This is a genomic window from Streptomyces sp. NPDC050147, assembly GCF_040660195.1.
Classification (GTDB): domain Bacteria; phylum Actinomycetota; class Actinomycetes; order Streptomycetales; family Streptomycetaceae; genus Streptomyces.
This window is the reverse complement of the sequence record NZ_JBFALJ010000006.1, coordinates 177,087-190,269: the sequence shown is the minus strand read 5'-3', so window position 1 is coordinate 190,269 and position 13,183 is coordinate 177,087. Positions and strand designations below refer to the sequence as shown.

11 protein-coding genes and 1 pseudogene are annotated in these 13,183 nt (G+C 69.9%); 6 read left to right on the top strand and 6 right to left on the bottom strand.

Translation table 11 applies throughout. The annotated features are described in order from the left end of the window. Positions 1–26: 26 nt before the first annotated feature. Positions 27–1,373: a citrate synthase gene (locus tag AB0I94_RS12650; protein WP_363309494.1), complete on the bottom strand. Its 1,347-nt coding sequence runs from the start codon at positions 1,371–1,373 to the stop codon at positions 27–29. 124 nt (positions 1,374–1,497) lie between these two features. Further along, complete coding sequence (locus AB0I94_RS12645; RefSeq protein WP_363309493.1) at positions 1,498–3,825, bottom strand: ATP-dependent RecD-like DNA helicase; 2,328 nt, start codon at positions 3,823–3,825, stop codon at positions 1,498–1,500. A 299-nt stretch (positions 3,826–4,124) separates the two neighbouring features. On the opposite strand from AB0I94_RS12645, the gene AB0I94_RS12640 reads away from it, so the two are divergent. After that, positions 4,125–4,349, top strand: coding sequence for a hypothetical protein (locus tag AB0I94_RS12640; protein WP_363309492.1), 225 nt, complete (start codon positions 4,125–4,127; stop codon positions 4,347–4,349). Here AB0I94_RS12640 and AB0I94_RS12635 read toward each other — a convergent pair. Genes AB0I94_RS12635 through AB0I94_RS12625 form a run of 3 tightly spaced genes read right to left on the bottom strand, consistent with a single transcriptional unit; the run spans position 4,346 to position 7,508 of the window. Next, positions 4,346–5,191: a sugar phosphate isomerase/epimerase family protein gene (locus AB0I94_RS12635; RefSeq protein WP_363309491.1), complete on the bottom strand. Its 846-nt coding sequence runs from the start codon at positions 5,189–5,191 to the stop codon at positions 4,346–4,348. The genes AB0I94_RS12640 and AB0I94_RS12635 overlap by 4 nt on opposite strands. Continuing rightward, positions 5,188–6,345 (bottom strand): dihydrodipicolinate synthase family protein, encoded by a 1,158-nt coding sequence (locus AB0I94_RS12630; RefSeq protein WP_363309490.1) that lies wholly within the window; start codon positions 6,343–6,345, stop codon positions 5,188–5,190. Before AB0I94_RS12630 ends, AB0I94_RS12635 begins: the two co-directional genes overlap by 4 nt. Then, positions 6,342–7,508 carry a Gfo/Idh/MocA family oxidoreductase gene (locus tag AB0I94_RS12625; RefSeq protein ID WP_363309489.1) on the bottom strand — a complete coding sequence of 389 codons (1,167 nt, stop codon included), beginning with the start codon at positions 7,506–7,508 and terminating at the stop codon, positions 6,342–6,344. Before AB0I94_RS12625 ends, AB0I94_RS12630 begins: the two co-directional genes overlap by 4 nt. Positions 7,509–7,629: 121 nt before the next feature. On the opposite strand from AB0I94_RS12625, the gene AB0I94_RS12620 reads away from it, so the two are divergent. The 4 genes and pseudogenes from AB0I94_RS12620 to AB0I94_RS12605 all read left to right on the top strand — a co-directional run. Next, positions 7,630–8,688, top strand: coding sequence for a LacI family DNA-binding transcriptional regulator (locus AB0I94_RS12620; RefSeq protein WP_363309488.1), 1,059 nt, complete (start codon positions 7,630–7,632; stop codon positions 8,686–8,688). 41 nt (positions 8,689–8,729) lie between these two features. Continuing rightward, positions 8,730–9,302: a Uma2 family endonuclease gene (locus AB0I94_RS12615; RefSeq protein WP_363309487.1), complete on the top strand. Its 573-nt coding sequence runs from the start codon at positions 8,730–8,732 to the stop codon at positions 9,300–9,302. A gap of 104 nt (positions 9,303–9,406) precedes the next feature. Further along, positions 9,407–10,354: a bifunctional helix-turn-helix transcriptional regulator/GNAT family N-acetyltransferase gene (locus AB0I94_RS12610; RefSeq protein WP_363309486.1), complete on the top strand. Its 948-nt coding sequence runs from the start codon at positions 9,407–9,409 to the stop codon at positions 10,352–10,354. Beyond that, positions 10,351–11,073, top strand: a pseudogene (locus AB0I94_RS12605) (sugar phosphate isomerase/epimerase family protein); the annotation flags it as partial. The gene AB0I94_RS12610 and the pseudogene AB0I94_RS12605, both read left to right, overlap by 4 nt. Here AB0I94_RS12605 and AB0I94_RS12600 read toward each other — a convergent pair. Then, complete coding sequence (locus AB0I94_RS12600; RefSeq protein ID WP_363309485.1) at positions 11,021–12,028, bottom strand: EamA family transporter; 1,008 nt, start codon at positions 12,026–12,028, stop codon at positions 11,021–11,023. The pseudogene AB0I94_RS12605 and the gene AB0I94_RS12600 overlap by 53 nt on opposite strands. Before the next feature lie 138 nt (positions 12,029–12,166). Between AB0I94_RS12600 and AB0I94_RS12595 the strand changes: the two genes are divergently transcribed. After that, complete coding sequence (locus tag AB0I94_RS12595) at positions 12,167–13,087, top strand: LysR family transcriptional regulator (protein WP_363309484.1); 921 nt, start codon at positions 12,167–12,169, stop codon at positions 13,085–13,087. Positions 13,088–13,183: the final 96 nt, after the last annotated feature.

Genomic DNA, 13,183 nt, shown 5'->3' with positions numbered 1-13,183 from the left:
TCCTGAACGCGCCTACGGCGTGCGGATCAGCGGCCCTCGACCGGGACGAAGTCCCGCAGAACCTCACCGGTGTAGATCTGGCGCGGGCGCCCGATGCGGGATCCCGGCTCCTTGATCATCTCGTGCCACTGGGCGATCCAGCCCGGCAGACGACCCAGCGCGAAGAGGACCGTGAACATCTCGGTCGGGAAGCCCATCGCGCGGTAGATGAGACCCGTGTAGAAGTCCACGTTCGGGTAGAGCTTGCGCTCGACGAAGTAGTCGTCGGCCAGCGCGTGCTCTTCGAGCTTGAGCGCGATGTCGAGCAGCTCGTCGTCCTTGCCGAGAGCCGAGAGGACGTCGTGCGCGGCAGCCTTGATGATCTTCGCCCGGGGGTCGAAGTTCTTGTAGACGCGGTGCCCGAAGCCCATGAGCTTCACGCCGTCTTCCTTGTTCTTCACCTTGCGGATGAAGTTGTCGACGTCGCCGCCGTCCTGCTTGATGCCTTCGAGCATCTCCAGGACGGACTGGTTGGCGCCACCGTGCAGCGGGCCCCAGAGGGCCGAGATGCCGGCGGAGATCGAGGCGAACATGTTCGCCTGCGACGAGCCCACCAGACGCACGGTGGAGGTCGAACAGTTCTGCTCGTGGTCCGCGTGCAGGATCAGGAGCTTGTCCAGCGCGGAGACGACGACCGGGTCGAGGTCGTAGTCCGCGGCCGGCACGGAGAAGGTCATGCGCAGGAAGTTCTCGACGTAGCCGAGGTCGTTGCTCGGGTAGACGACCGGGTGGCCCACGGACTTCTTGTAGGCGTACGCCGCGATCGTCGGAAGCTTGGCGAGAAGGCGGATCGTCGAAAGGTGACGCTGCTTCTCGTCGAACGGGTTGTGGCTGTCCTGGTAGAACGTCGACAGCGCGCTGACCACGGACGACAGCATCGCCATCGGGTGGGCGTCACGCGGGAAGCCGTCGTAGAACCGCTTGACGTCCTCGTGCAGCAGCGTGTGCTGCGTGATCTCGTTCTTGAAGCTGGCGAGCTCGTCGACCTTCGGCAGTTCGCCGTTGATCAGCAGGTACGCCACCTCGGTGAAGGTGGAGCGCTCGGCCAGCTGCTCGATCGGATAGCCGCGGTACCGGAGGATTCCCTCTTCGCCGTCGAGGTAGGTGATGGCGGATTTATACGCGGCGGTGTTGCCATAGCCGCTGTCCAGGGTCACCAGACCGGTTTGGGCGCGGAGCTTCCCGATGTCGAAGCCCTTGTCGCCGACGGTCGAATCGATCACCGGGTAGGTGTACTCGCCATCGCCGTACCGCAGTACTACAGAGTTGTCGCTCACGTCATCCCTCACCGACGTTGTGCCTCTTCTTCGAGGTGCCCTGACTGTCTCTACCATCCCCCATTTGGCCCTGGAGAGTGCACTCGGGGTCGACCATTGGGCCTATTGGCGGCACTGAGTGCCGCCAACTTACTCATCCTGCCCCGTGTGCCCCGGTTGCGGAAGTGCTCTGTGACCTTTCCTACTCGTTTGATCGATCAAAATTTCCGGAGGTGGATCTGGGGGGTCCTCCGGCGAGCCGGAAGTCCAGGGCCGTGCAGCGTCTGCCCGCGGAGACCGTGCGTACCGCTTGTCCCAGAGCCTTGCGCGAACCGACCAGGACGACCAGCTTCTTGGCGCGGGTGACCGCCGTGTAGAGCAGATTTCGCTGGAGCATCATCCACGCGCCCGTCGTCACGGGGATCACCACCGCCGGATACTCGCTGCCCTGGGAGCGGTGGATCGTGACCGCGTACGCGTGCGCCAGTTCGTCCAGTTCGTCGAAGTCGTACGGAATCTCCTCGTCCTCGTCCGTCAGGACCGTGAGCCGCTGCTCATCGGAGTCGAGCGAGGTGACTACTCCGACGGTGCCATTGAAGACGCCGTTCTGCCCCTTCTCGTAGTTGTTGCGGATCTGGGTGACCTTGTCTCCGACGCGGAAGACCCGGCCGCCGAAGCGCTTCTCCGGTACGTCGGGTCTGCTGGGGGTGATGGCCTGCTGGAGCAGGCCGTTCAGGTTCCCCGCGCCCGCGGGGCCGCGGTGCATGGGCGCGAGCACCTGGACGTCGCGGCGCGGGTCGAGGCCGAACTTGGCCGGGATGCGGCGCGCCGCCACGTCCACCGTGACCCGGCCCGCGTCCTCGGTCTCGTCCTCCACGAAGAGGAAGAAGTCGTCGAGCCCCTGAGTGATGGGCGGCACCCCGGAGTTGATGCGGTGGGCGTTCGTGACGACGCCGGACTGCTTGGCCTGACGGAAGATGCGGGTGAGCCGGACCGCGGGGACGGGGCTCCGCTCGCTGAGCATGTCCCGCAGGACCTCGCCGGCACCGACGCTCGGCAGCTGGTCCACGTCTCCGACGAACAGGAGGTGGGCGCCGGGCGCGACGGCCTTCACCAGCTTGTTGGCCAGGAGCAGGTCCAGCATGGACGCCTCGTCGACCACGACGAGGTCGGCGTCGAGCGGGCGGTCCTTGTCGTACGCGGCGTCTCCGCCCGGCTTCAGCTCCAGGAGGCGGTGGACGGTGGACGCCTCGGCCCCGGTGAGCTCGGCGAGGCGTTTGGCGGCTCGGCCCGTGGGGGCGGCGAGGACGACCTTGGCCTTCTTGGCGCGGGCCAGCTCCACGATCGACCGGACCGTGAAGGACTTGCCGCAGCCGGGGCCTCCGGTGAGGACGGCCGCCTTCTGCGTCAGCGCGAGCCTGACCGCCTCCTTCTGCTCGGGGGCGAGGTCCGCGCCCGTACGGGTGGCGAGCCAGGAGAGGGCCTTGTCCCAGTCCACGTCCCGGAAGGCCGGCATGCGGTCCTCCTGGGTCCTCAGGAGGCGCAGGAGCTGGGCGGAGAGGGAGAGTTCCGCGCGGTGGAAGGGGACGAGGTAGACGGCCGTGATGTCCTCTTCGCCGTCGGCGCCGCCCGGGACCGTCTCGCGTACGACGCCTTCGTCCTCCGTGGCCAGCTCCGCCAGGCAGTCGATCACCAGACCCGTGTCCACCTGGAGCAGCTTCACCGCGTCGGCGATGAGGCGCTCCTGCGGGAGATAGCAGTTGCCCTGGTCGGTGGATTGGGAGAGTGCGTACTGCAGGCCGGCCTTGACCCGTTCCGGGCTGTCGTGCGGGATGCCGACGGACTGGGCGATGCGGTCCGCGGTGAGGAAGCCGATGCCCCAGACGTCCGCGGCAAGGCGGTAGGGCTCGTTCTTCACCACGGAGATGGAGGCGTCCGCGTACTTCTTGTAGATGCGGACGGCGATGGAGGTGGAGACGCCCACGCCCTGCAGGAAGACCATGACTTCCTTGATGGCCTTCTGTTCCTCCCAGGCCGCGGCGATCATCTTGGTGCGTTTGGGGCCGAGGCCGGGGACTTCTACGAGGCGCTTGGGTTCCTTCTCGATGATGTCGAGGGTGTCCACGCCGAAGTGGGTGGTGATGCGGTCGGCCATGACGGGGCCGATGCCCTTGATGAGGCCCGAGCCCAGGTAGCGGCGGATGCCCTGGATGGTGGCGGGGAGGATGGTGGTGTAGTTCTCCACCGTGAACTGCTTGCCGTACTGGGCATGGGAGCCCCAGCGGCCCTCCATGCGGAGGGACTCTCCCACCTGTGCGCCAAGGAGTGCGCCCACGACGGTGAGGAGATCGCCGCCGCCACGGCCGGTGTCCACGCGGGCGACCGTGTACCCGTTCTCCTCGTTGGCGTAGGTGATCCGCTCCAGGACGCCCTCGACCACAGCGGACGTTGCCGCGGGGGCCGTTGCTGTGGCGGCCGTCGCCGTGGTGGTCGCTGTCGTGGCGGTCGTCGCTTTTGCTGGACTCGACATGGGGCGACGTTATCGCTCGGCGCTGACAGTGCGGAGGGCCTGTGGATAAGGGGCCTGGGTACCGCGTCGTGGTCCGGTCCGCAGCTTCGAGGGGGCCCGGTCTGACGACCGGGCCCCCTCGGGTCTCCCCTCCCCTGTCGGTACTCCGCTGATCCCCCCAGATCCCCCCCACGGGAGTCCCGACGCAAAGTACGACCCGCGTCGGGCGGGAAGGGTTGTACGGGCAGGGCAGCATTCTTTCAGGGTGCCGACCTTCCTTCAGGGTGCCGACGAACCGAGGCGGACGTAGCGTTTCTGGTATGAGCAAGAAATCTGGGGCGTTCGGAGGGCTCGGAGGTCTCGCGGCGGGCGGCGTGGCCACCGGGGTGCTGGCGAGGGTGAGCAGGCCGGTCGCGAAGGCGGTGGCGAAGAAGACGGGGCTGCCGGTCACCACTGTGGCCAGTGGGATCAAGCTGCTGATCCCTGTGGTCATCACTGTGCTGACGAAGCGCGCGCGGAGGCCGCGGAGCTCTTCTCACCGCTAACAGGCGTACCGCAAGTAGCTCCGTGCCGTCTCCGACAGAAGCTCCCGACCGTCCCTGGACCACAGCGTCTCGTTGAAGAGTTCGACCTCGATGGGTCCCCCGTAGCCCGCCTCCTCCACCAAGGACCGCCACGACCGCAGGTCAACCGCCCCCTCCCCCAGCTGCCCGCGCCCGTTCAGCACGCCCTCCGGCAACGGCGTGACCCAGTCCGCCAGTTGGAAGGCGTGCAGGCGCCCTCCCCGCCCCGCGCGGGCGATCTGCGCGGGCGCCTGGTCGTCCCACCACACGTGGTACGTGTCCACGCAGACCCCGACCTGCGAGGCCGGAAACCGCTCCGCCAGGTCCAGGGCCTGCCCCAGCGTGGAGACCACGCAGCGGTCCGACGCGAACATGGGGTGGAGGGGTTCGATGGCCAGGCGGACGCCCCGCGATGCCGCGTAGGGGGCGAGTTCCGCGAGCGCGTCGGCGATCCGCGAACGCGCTCCGTGCAGGTCCTTGCTCCCCGCGGGCAGGCCGCCGGAGACCAGGACCAGCGTGTCCGTGCCGAGCGTGACCGCCTCGTCGATCGCCGCCTTGTTGTCGTCGATGGCCCGCACGCGCGCGTGCGGATCGATCGCCGTCAGGAAGCCGCCCCGGCACAGCGTCGTCACCGTCAGGCCCGCGTCGCGCGTCAGCTTGGCGGTCGCCTCCAGGCCGTACGACTGGACCGGCTCTCGCCAGAGACCGACCCCGGGGACACCCAGGTCCGTGCAGGCGAAGACGAGTTCCGGCAGCGACAGCTGCTTGACCGTCATCTGGTTGACGGAGAAGCGTGCCAAGGCCCCGCTCCCGATCACGCTCATTGCTGGACTCCGTATGTGGTGAGCAGGGATCTCATTCGGGACTCGGCCAGGGCCGGGTCCGGGAACAGGCCGAGCGCGTCCGCCAGTTCGTAGGCGCGGGTCAAGTGCGGCAGGGACCGTGCCGACTGCAGGCCGCCCACCATCGTGAAGTGGGTCTGGTGGCCTGCGAGCCAGGCCAGGAAGACCACGCCGGTCTTGTAGAAGCGGGTGGGGGCCTGGAACAGGTGGCGGGAGAGTTCGACCGTGGGGTCGAGGCAGGCGCGGAACGCCTTCGTGTCGCCGGTGTCCAGGAGCCGCACCGCCCGCGCCGCCAGCGGAGCCAGCGGGTCGAAGATGCCCAGGAGCGCGTGGCTGAAGCCTTGCTCGTCGCCCGCGATCAGTTCGGGGTAGTTGAAGTCGTCGCCGGTGTAGCAGCGGACGCCGTCCGGGAGGCGGCGCCGCAGGGCGATCTCGCGCCCGGGGTCGAGGAGGGAGACCTTGATGCCGTCGACCTTGTCGGGGTGCGCGGCGATGACCTCCAGGAAGGTGTCGGTCGCCGCGTCCAGGTCGTCGCTGCCCCAGTAGCCCGTGAGCGCCGGGTCGAACATCGGGCCGAGCCAGTGCAGGATCACCGGCTCGCTCGCCTGACGCAGGAGGTGTCCGTACGTCTCCAGATAGTCGTCCGGCGTCCTCGCCACCGCCGCCAGCGCCCGGGAGGCCATCAGGATCACCTGGGCGCCGGTCGACTCCACCAGGGTCAGCTGTTCCTCGTACGCGGAGCGGACCGTCGGCAGGTCGGCGGGGCCCGCGAGTTGGTCCGTGCCCGCGCCGCAGGCGATCGCGCCGCCCACCGCCTTCGCCTCCGCGGCGGAACGCGTGATCAGTTCCGCCGCGCCCTTCCAGTCCAGGCCCATCCCCCGCTGCGCCGTGTCCATCGCCTCGGCCACCCCGAGGCCCTGCGCCCACAGGTGGCGGCGGAAGGCGAGGGTCGCGTCCCAGTCGACGGCCGCCGGGGAGTCCGGGGAGATGTCGGCGTAGGGGTCCGCGACGACGTGTGCCGCCGAGAAGACCGTGCGGGAGGTGAGGGCGGGCCCCCCGGGTGCCGCCTGCGCGGGCGTCCGGCGGGGTTCGTACGCGTACGTGGTGCCGTCCACGCGCGGCAGCAGAAGCGTCACTGTGCGATCTCCGGCACCTCGATGCGGCGGCCCTCGGCCGAGGACTTCAGGCCCAGTTCGGCGAGCTGCACGCCGCGCGCGCCCGCATGCAGGTCCCAGTGGTAGGGCGCGTCCGCGTACACGTGCTTCAGGAACAGCTCCCACTGTGCCTTGAAGCCGTTGTCGAACTCCTGGTTGTCGGGGACCTCCTGCCACTGGTCCCGGAAGGAGTGGGTGACGGGCAGGTCAGGGTTCCAGACCGGCTTGGGGGTCGTACCGCGGTGCTGTACGCGGCAGTTGCGCAGGCCCGCGACGGCCGAGCCCTCCGTGCCGTCCACCTGGAACTCCACCAGCTCGTCGCGGTTCACGCGGACCGTCCAGGAGGAGTTGATCTGCGCGATCGCGCCGCCCTCCAGCTCGAAGATGCCGTACGCGGCGTCGTCCGCCGTCGCGTCGTACGGCTTGTCCCGCTCGTCCCAGCGTTGCGGTACGTGCGTCGCGGCGAGTGCCTGGACGCTGCGTACGCGGCCGAACAGCTCGTGCAGGACGTACTCCCAGTGCGGGAACATGTCGACGACGATGCCGCCGCCGTCCTCCGCGCGGTAGTTCCAGGAGGGGCGCTGGGCGCTCTGCCAGTCGCCCTCGAAGACCCAGTAGCCGAACTCGCCCCGAACGGACAGGATCTTGCCGAAGAAGCCGCCGTCGATCAGGCGCTTCAGTTTGAGCAGGCCCGGCAGAAAGAGCTTGTCCTGGACCACGCCGTGCTTGATGCCGGCCGACTGGGCGAGGCGGGCCAGTTCGAGGGCTCCGGCGAGACCTGTCGCGGAGGGCTTCTCGGTGTAGATGTGCTTGCCCGCGGCGATGGCCCGCTTGATGGCTTCCTCGCGCGCGGAGGTGACCTGAGCGTCGAAGTAGATGTCGATGGTGGGGTCGGCGAGGACCGCGTCCAGGTCGGTCGAGACGCTCGTTTCGGCGTCAAGTCCGTGGCGCTCCGCGATCTCCCGCAGTGCGTGCTCTCTGCGGCCCACCAGGACCGGTTCGGGCCACAGCACCGTGTGGTCGGCGTCGCCGAGGGCGAGTCCGCCCTGCTCGCGCAGGGCGAGCAGAGAGCGGACGAGGTGCTGGCGGTAGCCCATCCGTCCCGTCACACCGTTCATGGCGATGCGCACCGTCTTGCGAGTCACAGGGGTCCCTCCGTACGCAGGTAAGCGTATAGCAAGCGCTTTCTATGGAAGAAGAAGCTAGCCTGCCGCACAAGGTTCGGACAAGGGCTTCGGACCAGAGCCGTGACCGGAGGACGACGAGATGACCGTGACCCTGGCCGACGTGGCGGCCCGCGCCCAGGTCTCCCCCGCTACCGTCTCCCGCGTACTGAACGGCAACTACCCCGTGGCCGCCGCCACCCGGGAGCGTGTCCTGCGGGCCGTGAACGACCTCGACTACGTCCTCAACGGGCCGGCGAGCTCACTCGCCGCGGCCACGTCCGACCTGGTCGGCATCCTCGTGAACGACATCGCCGACCCCTTCTTCGGGATCATGGCGGGCGCCGTCCAGTCCGAGATCGGCGGCCCCGGCGGGCGCGCCGGCGGCGAGCGGATGGCCGTGGTCTGCAACACCGGGGGCTCCCCGGAGCGCGAGCTGACCTACCTGACCCTGCTGCAGCGGCAGCGCGCCGCCGCGGTCGTCCTGACCGGCGGCGCCCTGGAGGACCCCGCTCACGCCGCGGCGGTGTCCGCGAAGCTGGCACGCCTCGCGGACGCGGGCACCCGGATCGTGCTCTGCGGACGGCCGCCCCTGGAGGACTCGGACGCGGCGGTGGCCACGCTGACCTTCGACAACCGCAACGGAGGACGGCGGCTCACGGAGCACCTGCTTACGCTGGGGCACCGCAGGATCGGGTATGTGGCGGGCCCGATGGAGCGGACGACGACCCGGCACCGGCTCGAAGGCCACCGGGACGCGCTGGCGGCGTCGGGTGACGGGGGCGCCGACCAGGACGAGCTGACCGTCCACGGCCCCTACACCCGCCGGTCCGGCTACGAGGCCACCCTCGAACTCCTGCGCCGCACCCCGGACCTGACCGCCATCGTCGCCGCCAACGACACCGTCGCCCTCGGCGCGTCAGCCGCCCTGCGCGAGCGCGGCCTGCGCATCCCCGAGGACATCTCGGTGGCGGGCTTCGACGACCTGCCCTTCTCGGTGGACGCCGTCCCCGCCCTGACGACCGTACGACTGCCGCTGTACGAAGCGGGAGCCCGCGCGGGCCGCCTCGCCACGGGCGCGGAGGAGCCGCCGCCCGGGGGCGTGGCGACGATCGGGGCGGAGCTGATGGTGCGGGGGTCTACGGCGCCGCCGTGTCGCTGAGCCCTCGATGTCGTTGACATCACCGGGAAAAGGAGGCTCATATGTCAGTCATGGTCATGGATGCACCCAGCGCCTGGGACGTACTGCACGGCGTCAACCTTCCCCGCGGCTACCGCGTCGAAATCACGGAGGGGAAGATCATCATGACGCCGCAAGGTGAGTACCAGTGGAATGTGATTCTCGAAGCTGCTCCGCAGATCAAGCAGCAGCTTGCCGGGCATGGCGCCATCCTGTCGGACGTCATGGTCGACTTCCCCTCCAGTCAGTACGGCTACGCACCCGACCTGGCAATCGTCGCCCCCGGAGCCGAGCGCAACAGCCGTGGCCGCTTCGAGTGGCACAGCCTGGAGGCGGTCATCGAGGTCGTCTCGCGGAGCAGCCGGGACAACGACTTCGCCAAGAAGTTCCACCTCTACGCGGAGTGCGGCATCCCGGTTTACGTGGTGATCGACCCCGAGGACGGCGTCTGCACCGTCCACCGCGGCCCGACCAGGACCGGGAGCTACGAGGACGAGGCCAAGATCCCCTTCGGCCAGGATCTGGTCCTGCCCCTTCAGGGGCGCGACATCACCATCGCGACCGGCGGCTTCCCGAAGGCCGGGGATCTCGACTGAGCCGGGAGATCCCGTCGCGGTGGGCATAGCCGTGAGGGCCGACGCGGCGTACCGTTGACTCAGTCAAGGGTAATTCGCCTCGATGCCCCCTGGAGTGATCCACGATGCCGCACGCGCCCGCCACGCCCATCCAAGAGATCCGCGCCTTCAACCGCTTCTACACGAACCTGATCGGTGCCCTCGACTACAGCCGCCAGCTGTACGTCCCGTACACCCTCACCGAGGCCCGCGTCCTCTACGAGCTCAACCACGCCCGTCACCTCGACGCGGCCGATCTGCGCTCCGAACTCTCCCTGGACGCCGGGTACTTGAGCCGACTGCTCGGCAAGCTCGAAAAGGCCGGGATCGTCGAGCGTGAGCCCTCCGAGCGTGATCCGCGGCGCCAGCGCATCACACTCACCGCACGGGGGCGCGAGACCGCCGCCCTGCTGGACGAGCGGTCGAGCGAGGCCGTCGGTGCACTGCTCTCGACCGTCCCCGCCCGCGAGCGGCCCCGCCTCGCGGACGCCCTGCGCACCGTCCGGGAGATCCTCTCCGACCGGGACGGAAAGGAGCCCTCGCGCCCTTTCCTGCGCGAGCCCGGCGCCGGTGACCTCGGGTGGATCGTGCAGCGCAACGCCGCCCTGTACGCGGCGGAGTACGGGTTCAACACCGACTACGAGGGTCTTGTCGCCCGGATCATCGCCGACTTCGCGGAGGACCACGACCCGCACCTGGAGCGGGTGTGGATCGCCGAGCTCGAAGGGCGGCCCGTGGGCTGCGTGATGTGCGTACGCGACGACGCGCCGGGTACCGCCCGGCTGCGACTCCTACTCGTCGAACCGGACGCGCGTGGACTCGGCATCGGCGATCAACTCGTGGGCTCCTGCGTCGACTTCGCGCGCGGCGTGGGATACCGCGAGATGGTCCTGTGGACCAATGACGTCCTCGGCGCCGCCCGCGCCATCTACCAGAGGCACGGCTTCGTCCTCGTCGACGAGAAGCCGCACCGCTCCTTCGGCGTCGACCTCGTCGGGCAGGACTGGCATCTGCGCCTAGGGTCTGGGTCATGAAACTCGCCTTCTCCACCCTCGGCGTACCGGGACTCCCCCTCGCCGACGTGCTGAACCTGGCCACCACGCACGGCTACCACGGCATCGAGCTGCGCGCACACCCCGAAGAGCCGGTCCACCCGGGGATCGGCCTCGCCGAACGGGCCGACGTGGCGGCCCAGTTCAAGGCCGCGGGCATCGAGATCCTCACAATCGCCGGGTACGCGCGCGTGGCCCAGCCGGGCGACGACGAGCCCGTCCTCGATGAGATACGGGCTCTGCTCGCCCTCGCCCGCGACCTGGGCGCCCCGTTCATCCGCGTCTTCCCCGGCGGCGGCACCGAGCAGAGCACCGATGAGGCCGACGCGACGGCGGCCCGACGGCTCGGCGGCGCGGCCGAGTTCGCCGCGGACTTCGGCGTACGCATCCTCCTGGAGACCCACGACTCGCACCGCACCGGCGCCGCGGCGACCCGCGTGCTCGGCACGGTCGGCCACCGGCACGCGGGCGCCCTGTGGGACGTGATGCACACCTGGCTCGGCGGCGAGTCCCCCGCCGACAGCCACGCGGCGCTCTCCCCGTACCTCGGCTACGTACAGGTGAAGGACATCGCGTCGGCCGACGACACGACGCCGCTTGGCCTCGGCGAGGGCGTCCTGCCGCTCGCCGAGTGCGTGGACGTGCTGCTCAGCGGGGAGCACCGGGACGGCTGGCTGTGCTGGGAGTACGAGAAGCGGTGGTACGAGGACGCGGCTCCGCTGCCGGAACTCCTGGGCCAGGGACAGGACTTCCTGTCTCGGCTCCTGAACCCGCAGGGTCACCAGGGCCGCCGGAACCACGCCTGACGCCCGCCAGGGACGTCAGGCTCACCCCGCCGACCAGGAGGGCCGCCGCGAGCCACCCCAGGGCGCTCACCGACTCGCCAAGGACGAGGCCGGCGGCGGACATTCCGAACACCGGGACCAGGAGCGAGAAGGGCGCGACGGTCGAAGCGGGGTGGCGGCGCAGCAAGTAGCCCCAGGCTCCGAAGCCGAAGACCGTCGTGATCCACGCGACGTAGACGATGATGCCCGCGCCCTGCCAGTCCAGTGAGGCCAGGGCGTCGAGGTCCGCCGTCGGGCCCTCGAACAGCAGCGAGAGCCCGAGCAGCGGCAGGACCGGGACCGTGCTCACCCACACCATGAAGTTCAGCGAGTCCGGCGGGGACGCCTTGCGGGTCAGGACGTTCGACGCGCCCCAGCAGGCCGCGGCGCCGATCAGCAGCGCGAAGGCCGTGAGCGGCCCCGCCTCCCCCTCGTCGACCGCCGCGACGCCGATGCCCGCGAGCGCGACGGCCATGCCCAACAGCCGTACGCGACCAGGCCGTTCACCGAGCGCCACGAAGGCGAACAGGGCCGTGAACACCGCCTGGATCTGGAGGACGAGGGACGACATCCCGGCCGGCATCCCGGCGTCCATGCCGATGAACAGCAGGCCGAACTTGGCGACCCCGAGGACGAGCCCCACTGCGACGATCCACTTCCACGCGACCTTGGGCCGCCCCACGAAGAACACCGCGGGCAGCGCCGCGACCAGGAAACGCAGGGCGGAGAAGAGCAGCGGCGGGAAGTGGTCGAGACCCACCTCGATGACGACGAAGTTGACGCCCCAGACGGCGGCGACGAGGACGGCGAGGAAGACATGTGCGGGGCGCATGCGTCGAGGATCACCCGCTCCGACCATGTAGGACCAGCGCGGATCTCTGCATGATGGGATGAAGCAACGCTTACGCATCAGACGACATCGGGCCGGCCGGCGCCGACCGGTGCCGCCGACGATTGGGGAGGGCTTCCCGTGCTCGATCTCGCTCGGCTCCGCGCCCTGCACGCCGTCTCCGTGCACGGCACCGTCGGCGCCGCCGCCACGGCCCTCGGCTACACCCCGTCCGCCGTGTCCCAGCAGATAGCGAAGCTGGAGCGGGAGACCCGCACCACCCTCCTGGAACGCCAGGGCAGGGGGGTGGCGCTCACCGAGGAGGCACGCCACCTCGCCTCCACCGCGCAGGAGTTGATGGCCATCGTGGAGCGCGCGGAGACGGAGCTGGAGGAGCGCCGCGGGCTGCCCGCGGGGCGTCTGACCGTCGCCGCGTTCGCCTCCTCGGCGCGCGGACTGCTGCCCGGCGTCCTCGCGGATCTGGCCCGGCGGCATCCCGCGCTCGACGCCCGGATGTCGGAGATCGACCCGCATCTCTCCATCGACCTGGTGGCCAAGGGCGCGGTGGACATGGCGGTCGTGCACGACTGGGACATCGCGCCACTGCCGACGCCGCCCGGCGTCGAACAGGCCGTCATCGGCGACGACTTCTGCGATCTCGTGGTGCCCGCGGGGCACGCGCTCGCGGGGCGGACCTCCGTGCGCCGCGAGGACCTGAAGGGCGAGCGGTGGATCACCCAGCCGCCGGGGCTCGTCTGCCACGAGTGGCTGGTCCGCACTCTGCGCGAGGCGGGCTGCGAGCCGGACATCGCGCACACGGCGGAGGAGAACCCCACCCTGGTCGCGCTGGTCGCGGCGGGGCTCGGCATCGCGCTCATCCCCCGCCTCGGCCGCGGCCCCGTCCCGGACGGCGCGGTCACCGTGCGGCTCGATCCGCTGCCGGTGCGGCGGCTGTACGCACTGTGGCGCTCCGGGGCGTCGCGGCGCCCCGCGATCGCCGAGACCGTACGGACCTTGCAGAGCCACTGGGCCGAGGCGGCGCCCGAGAGGAAGTCCTCCTGAACCCCAGGATTCCCCTTCGCACCACTTTCCGGAAAACGCCCTCCCTGGGGAACCCGCACGCGGTGGCCTCCGTCAAACAGCTGTGCTGCCGGGTGA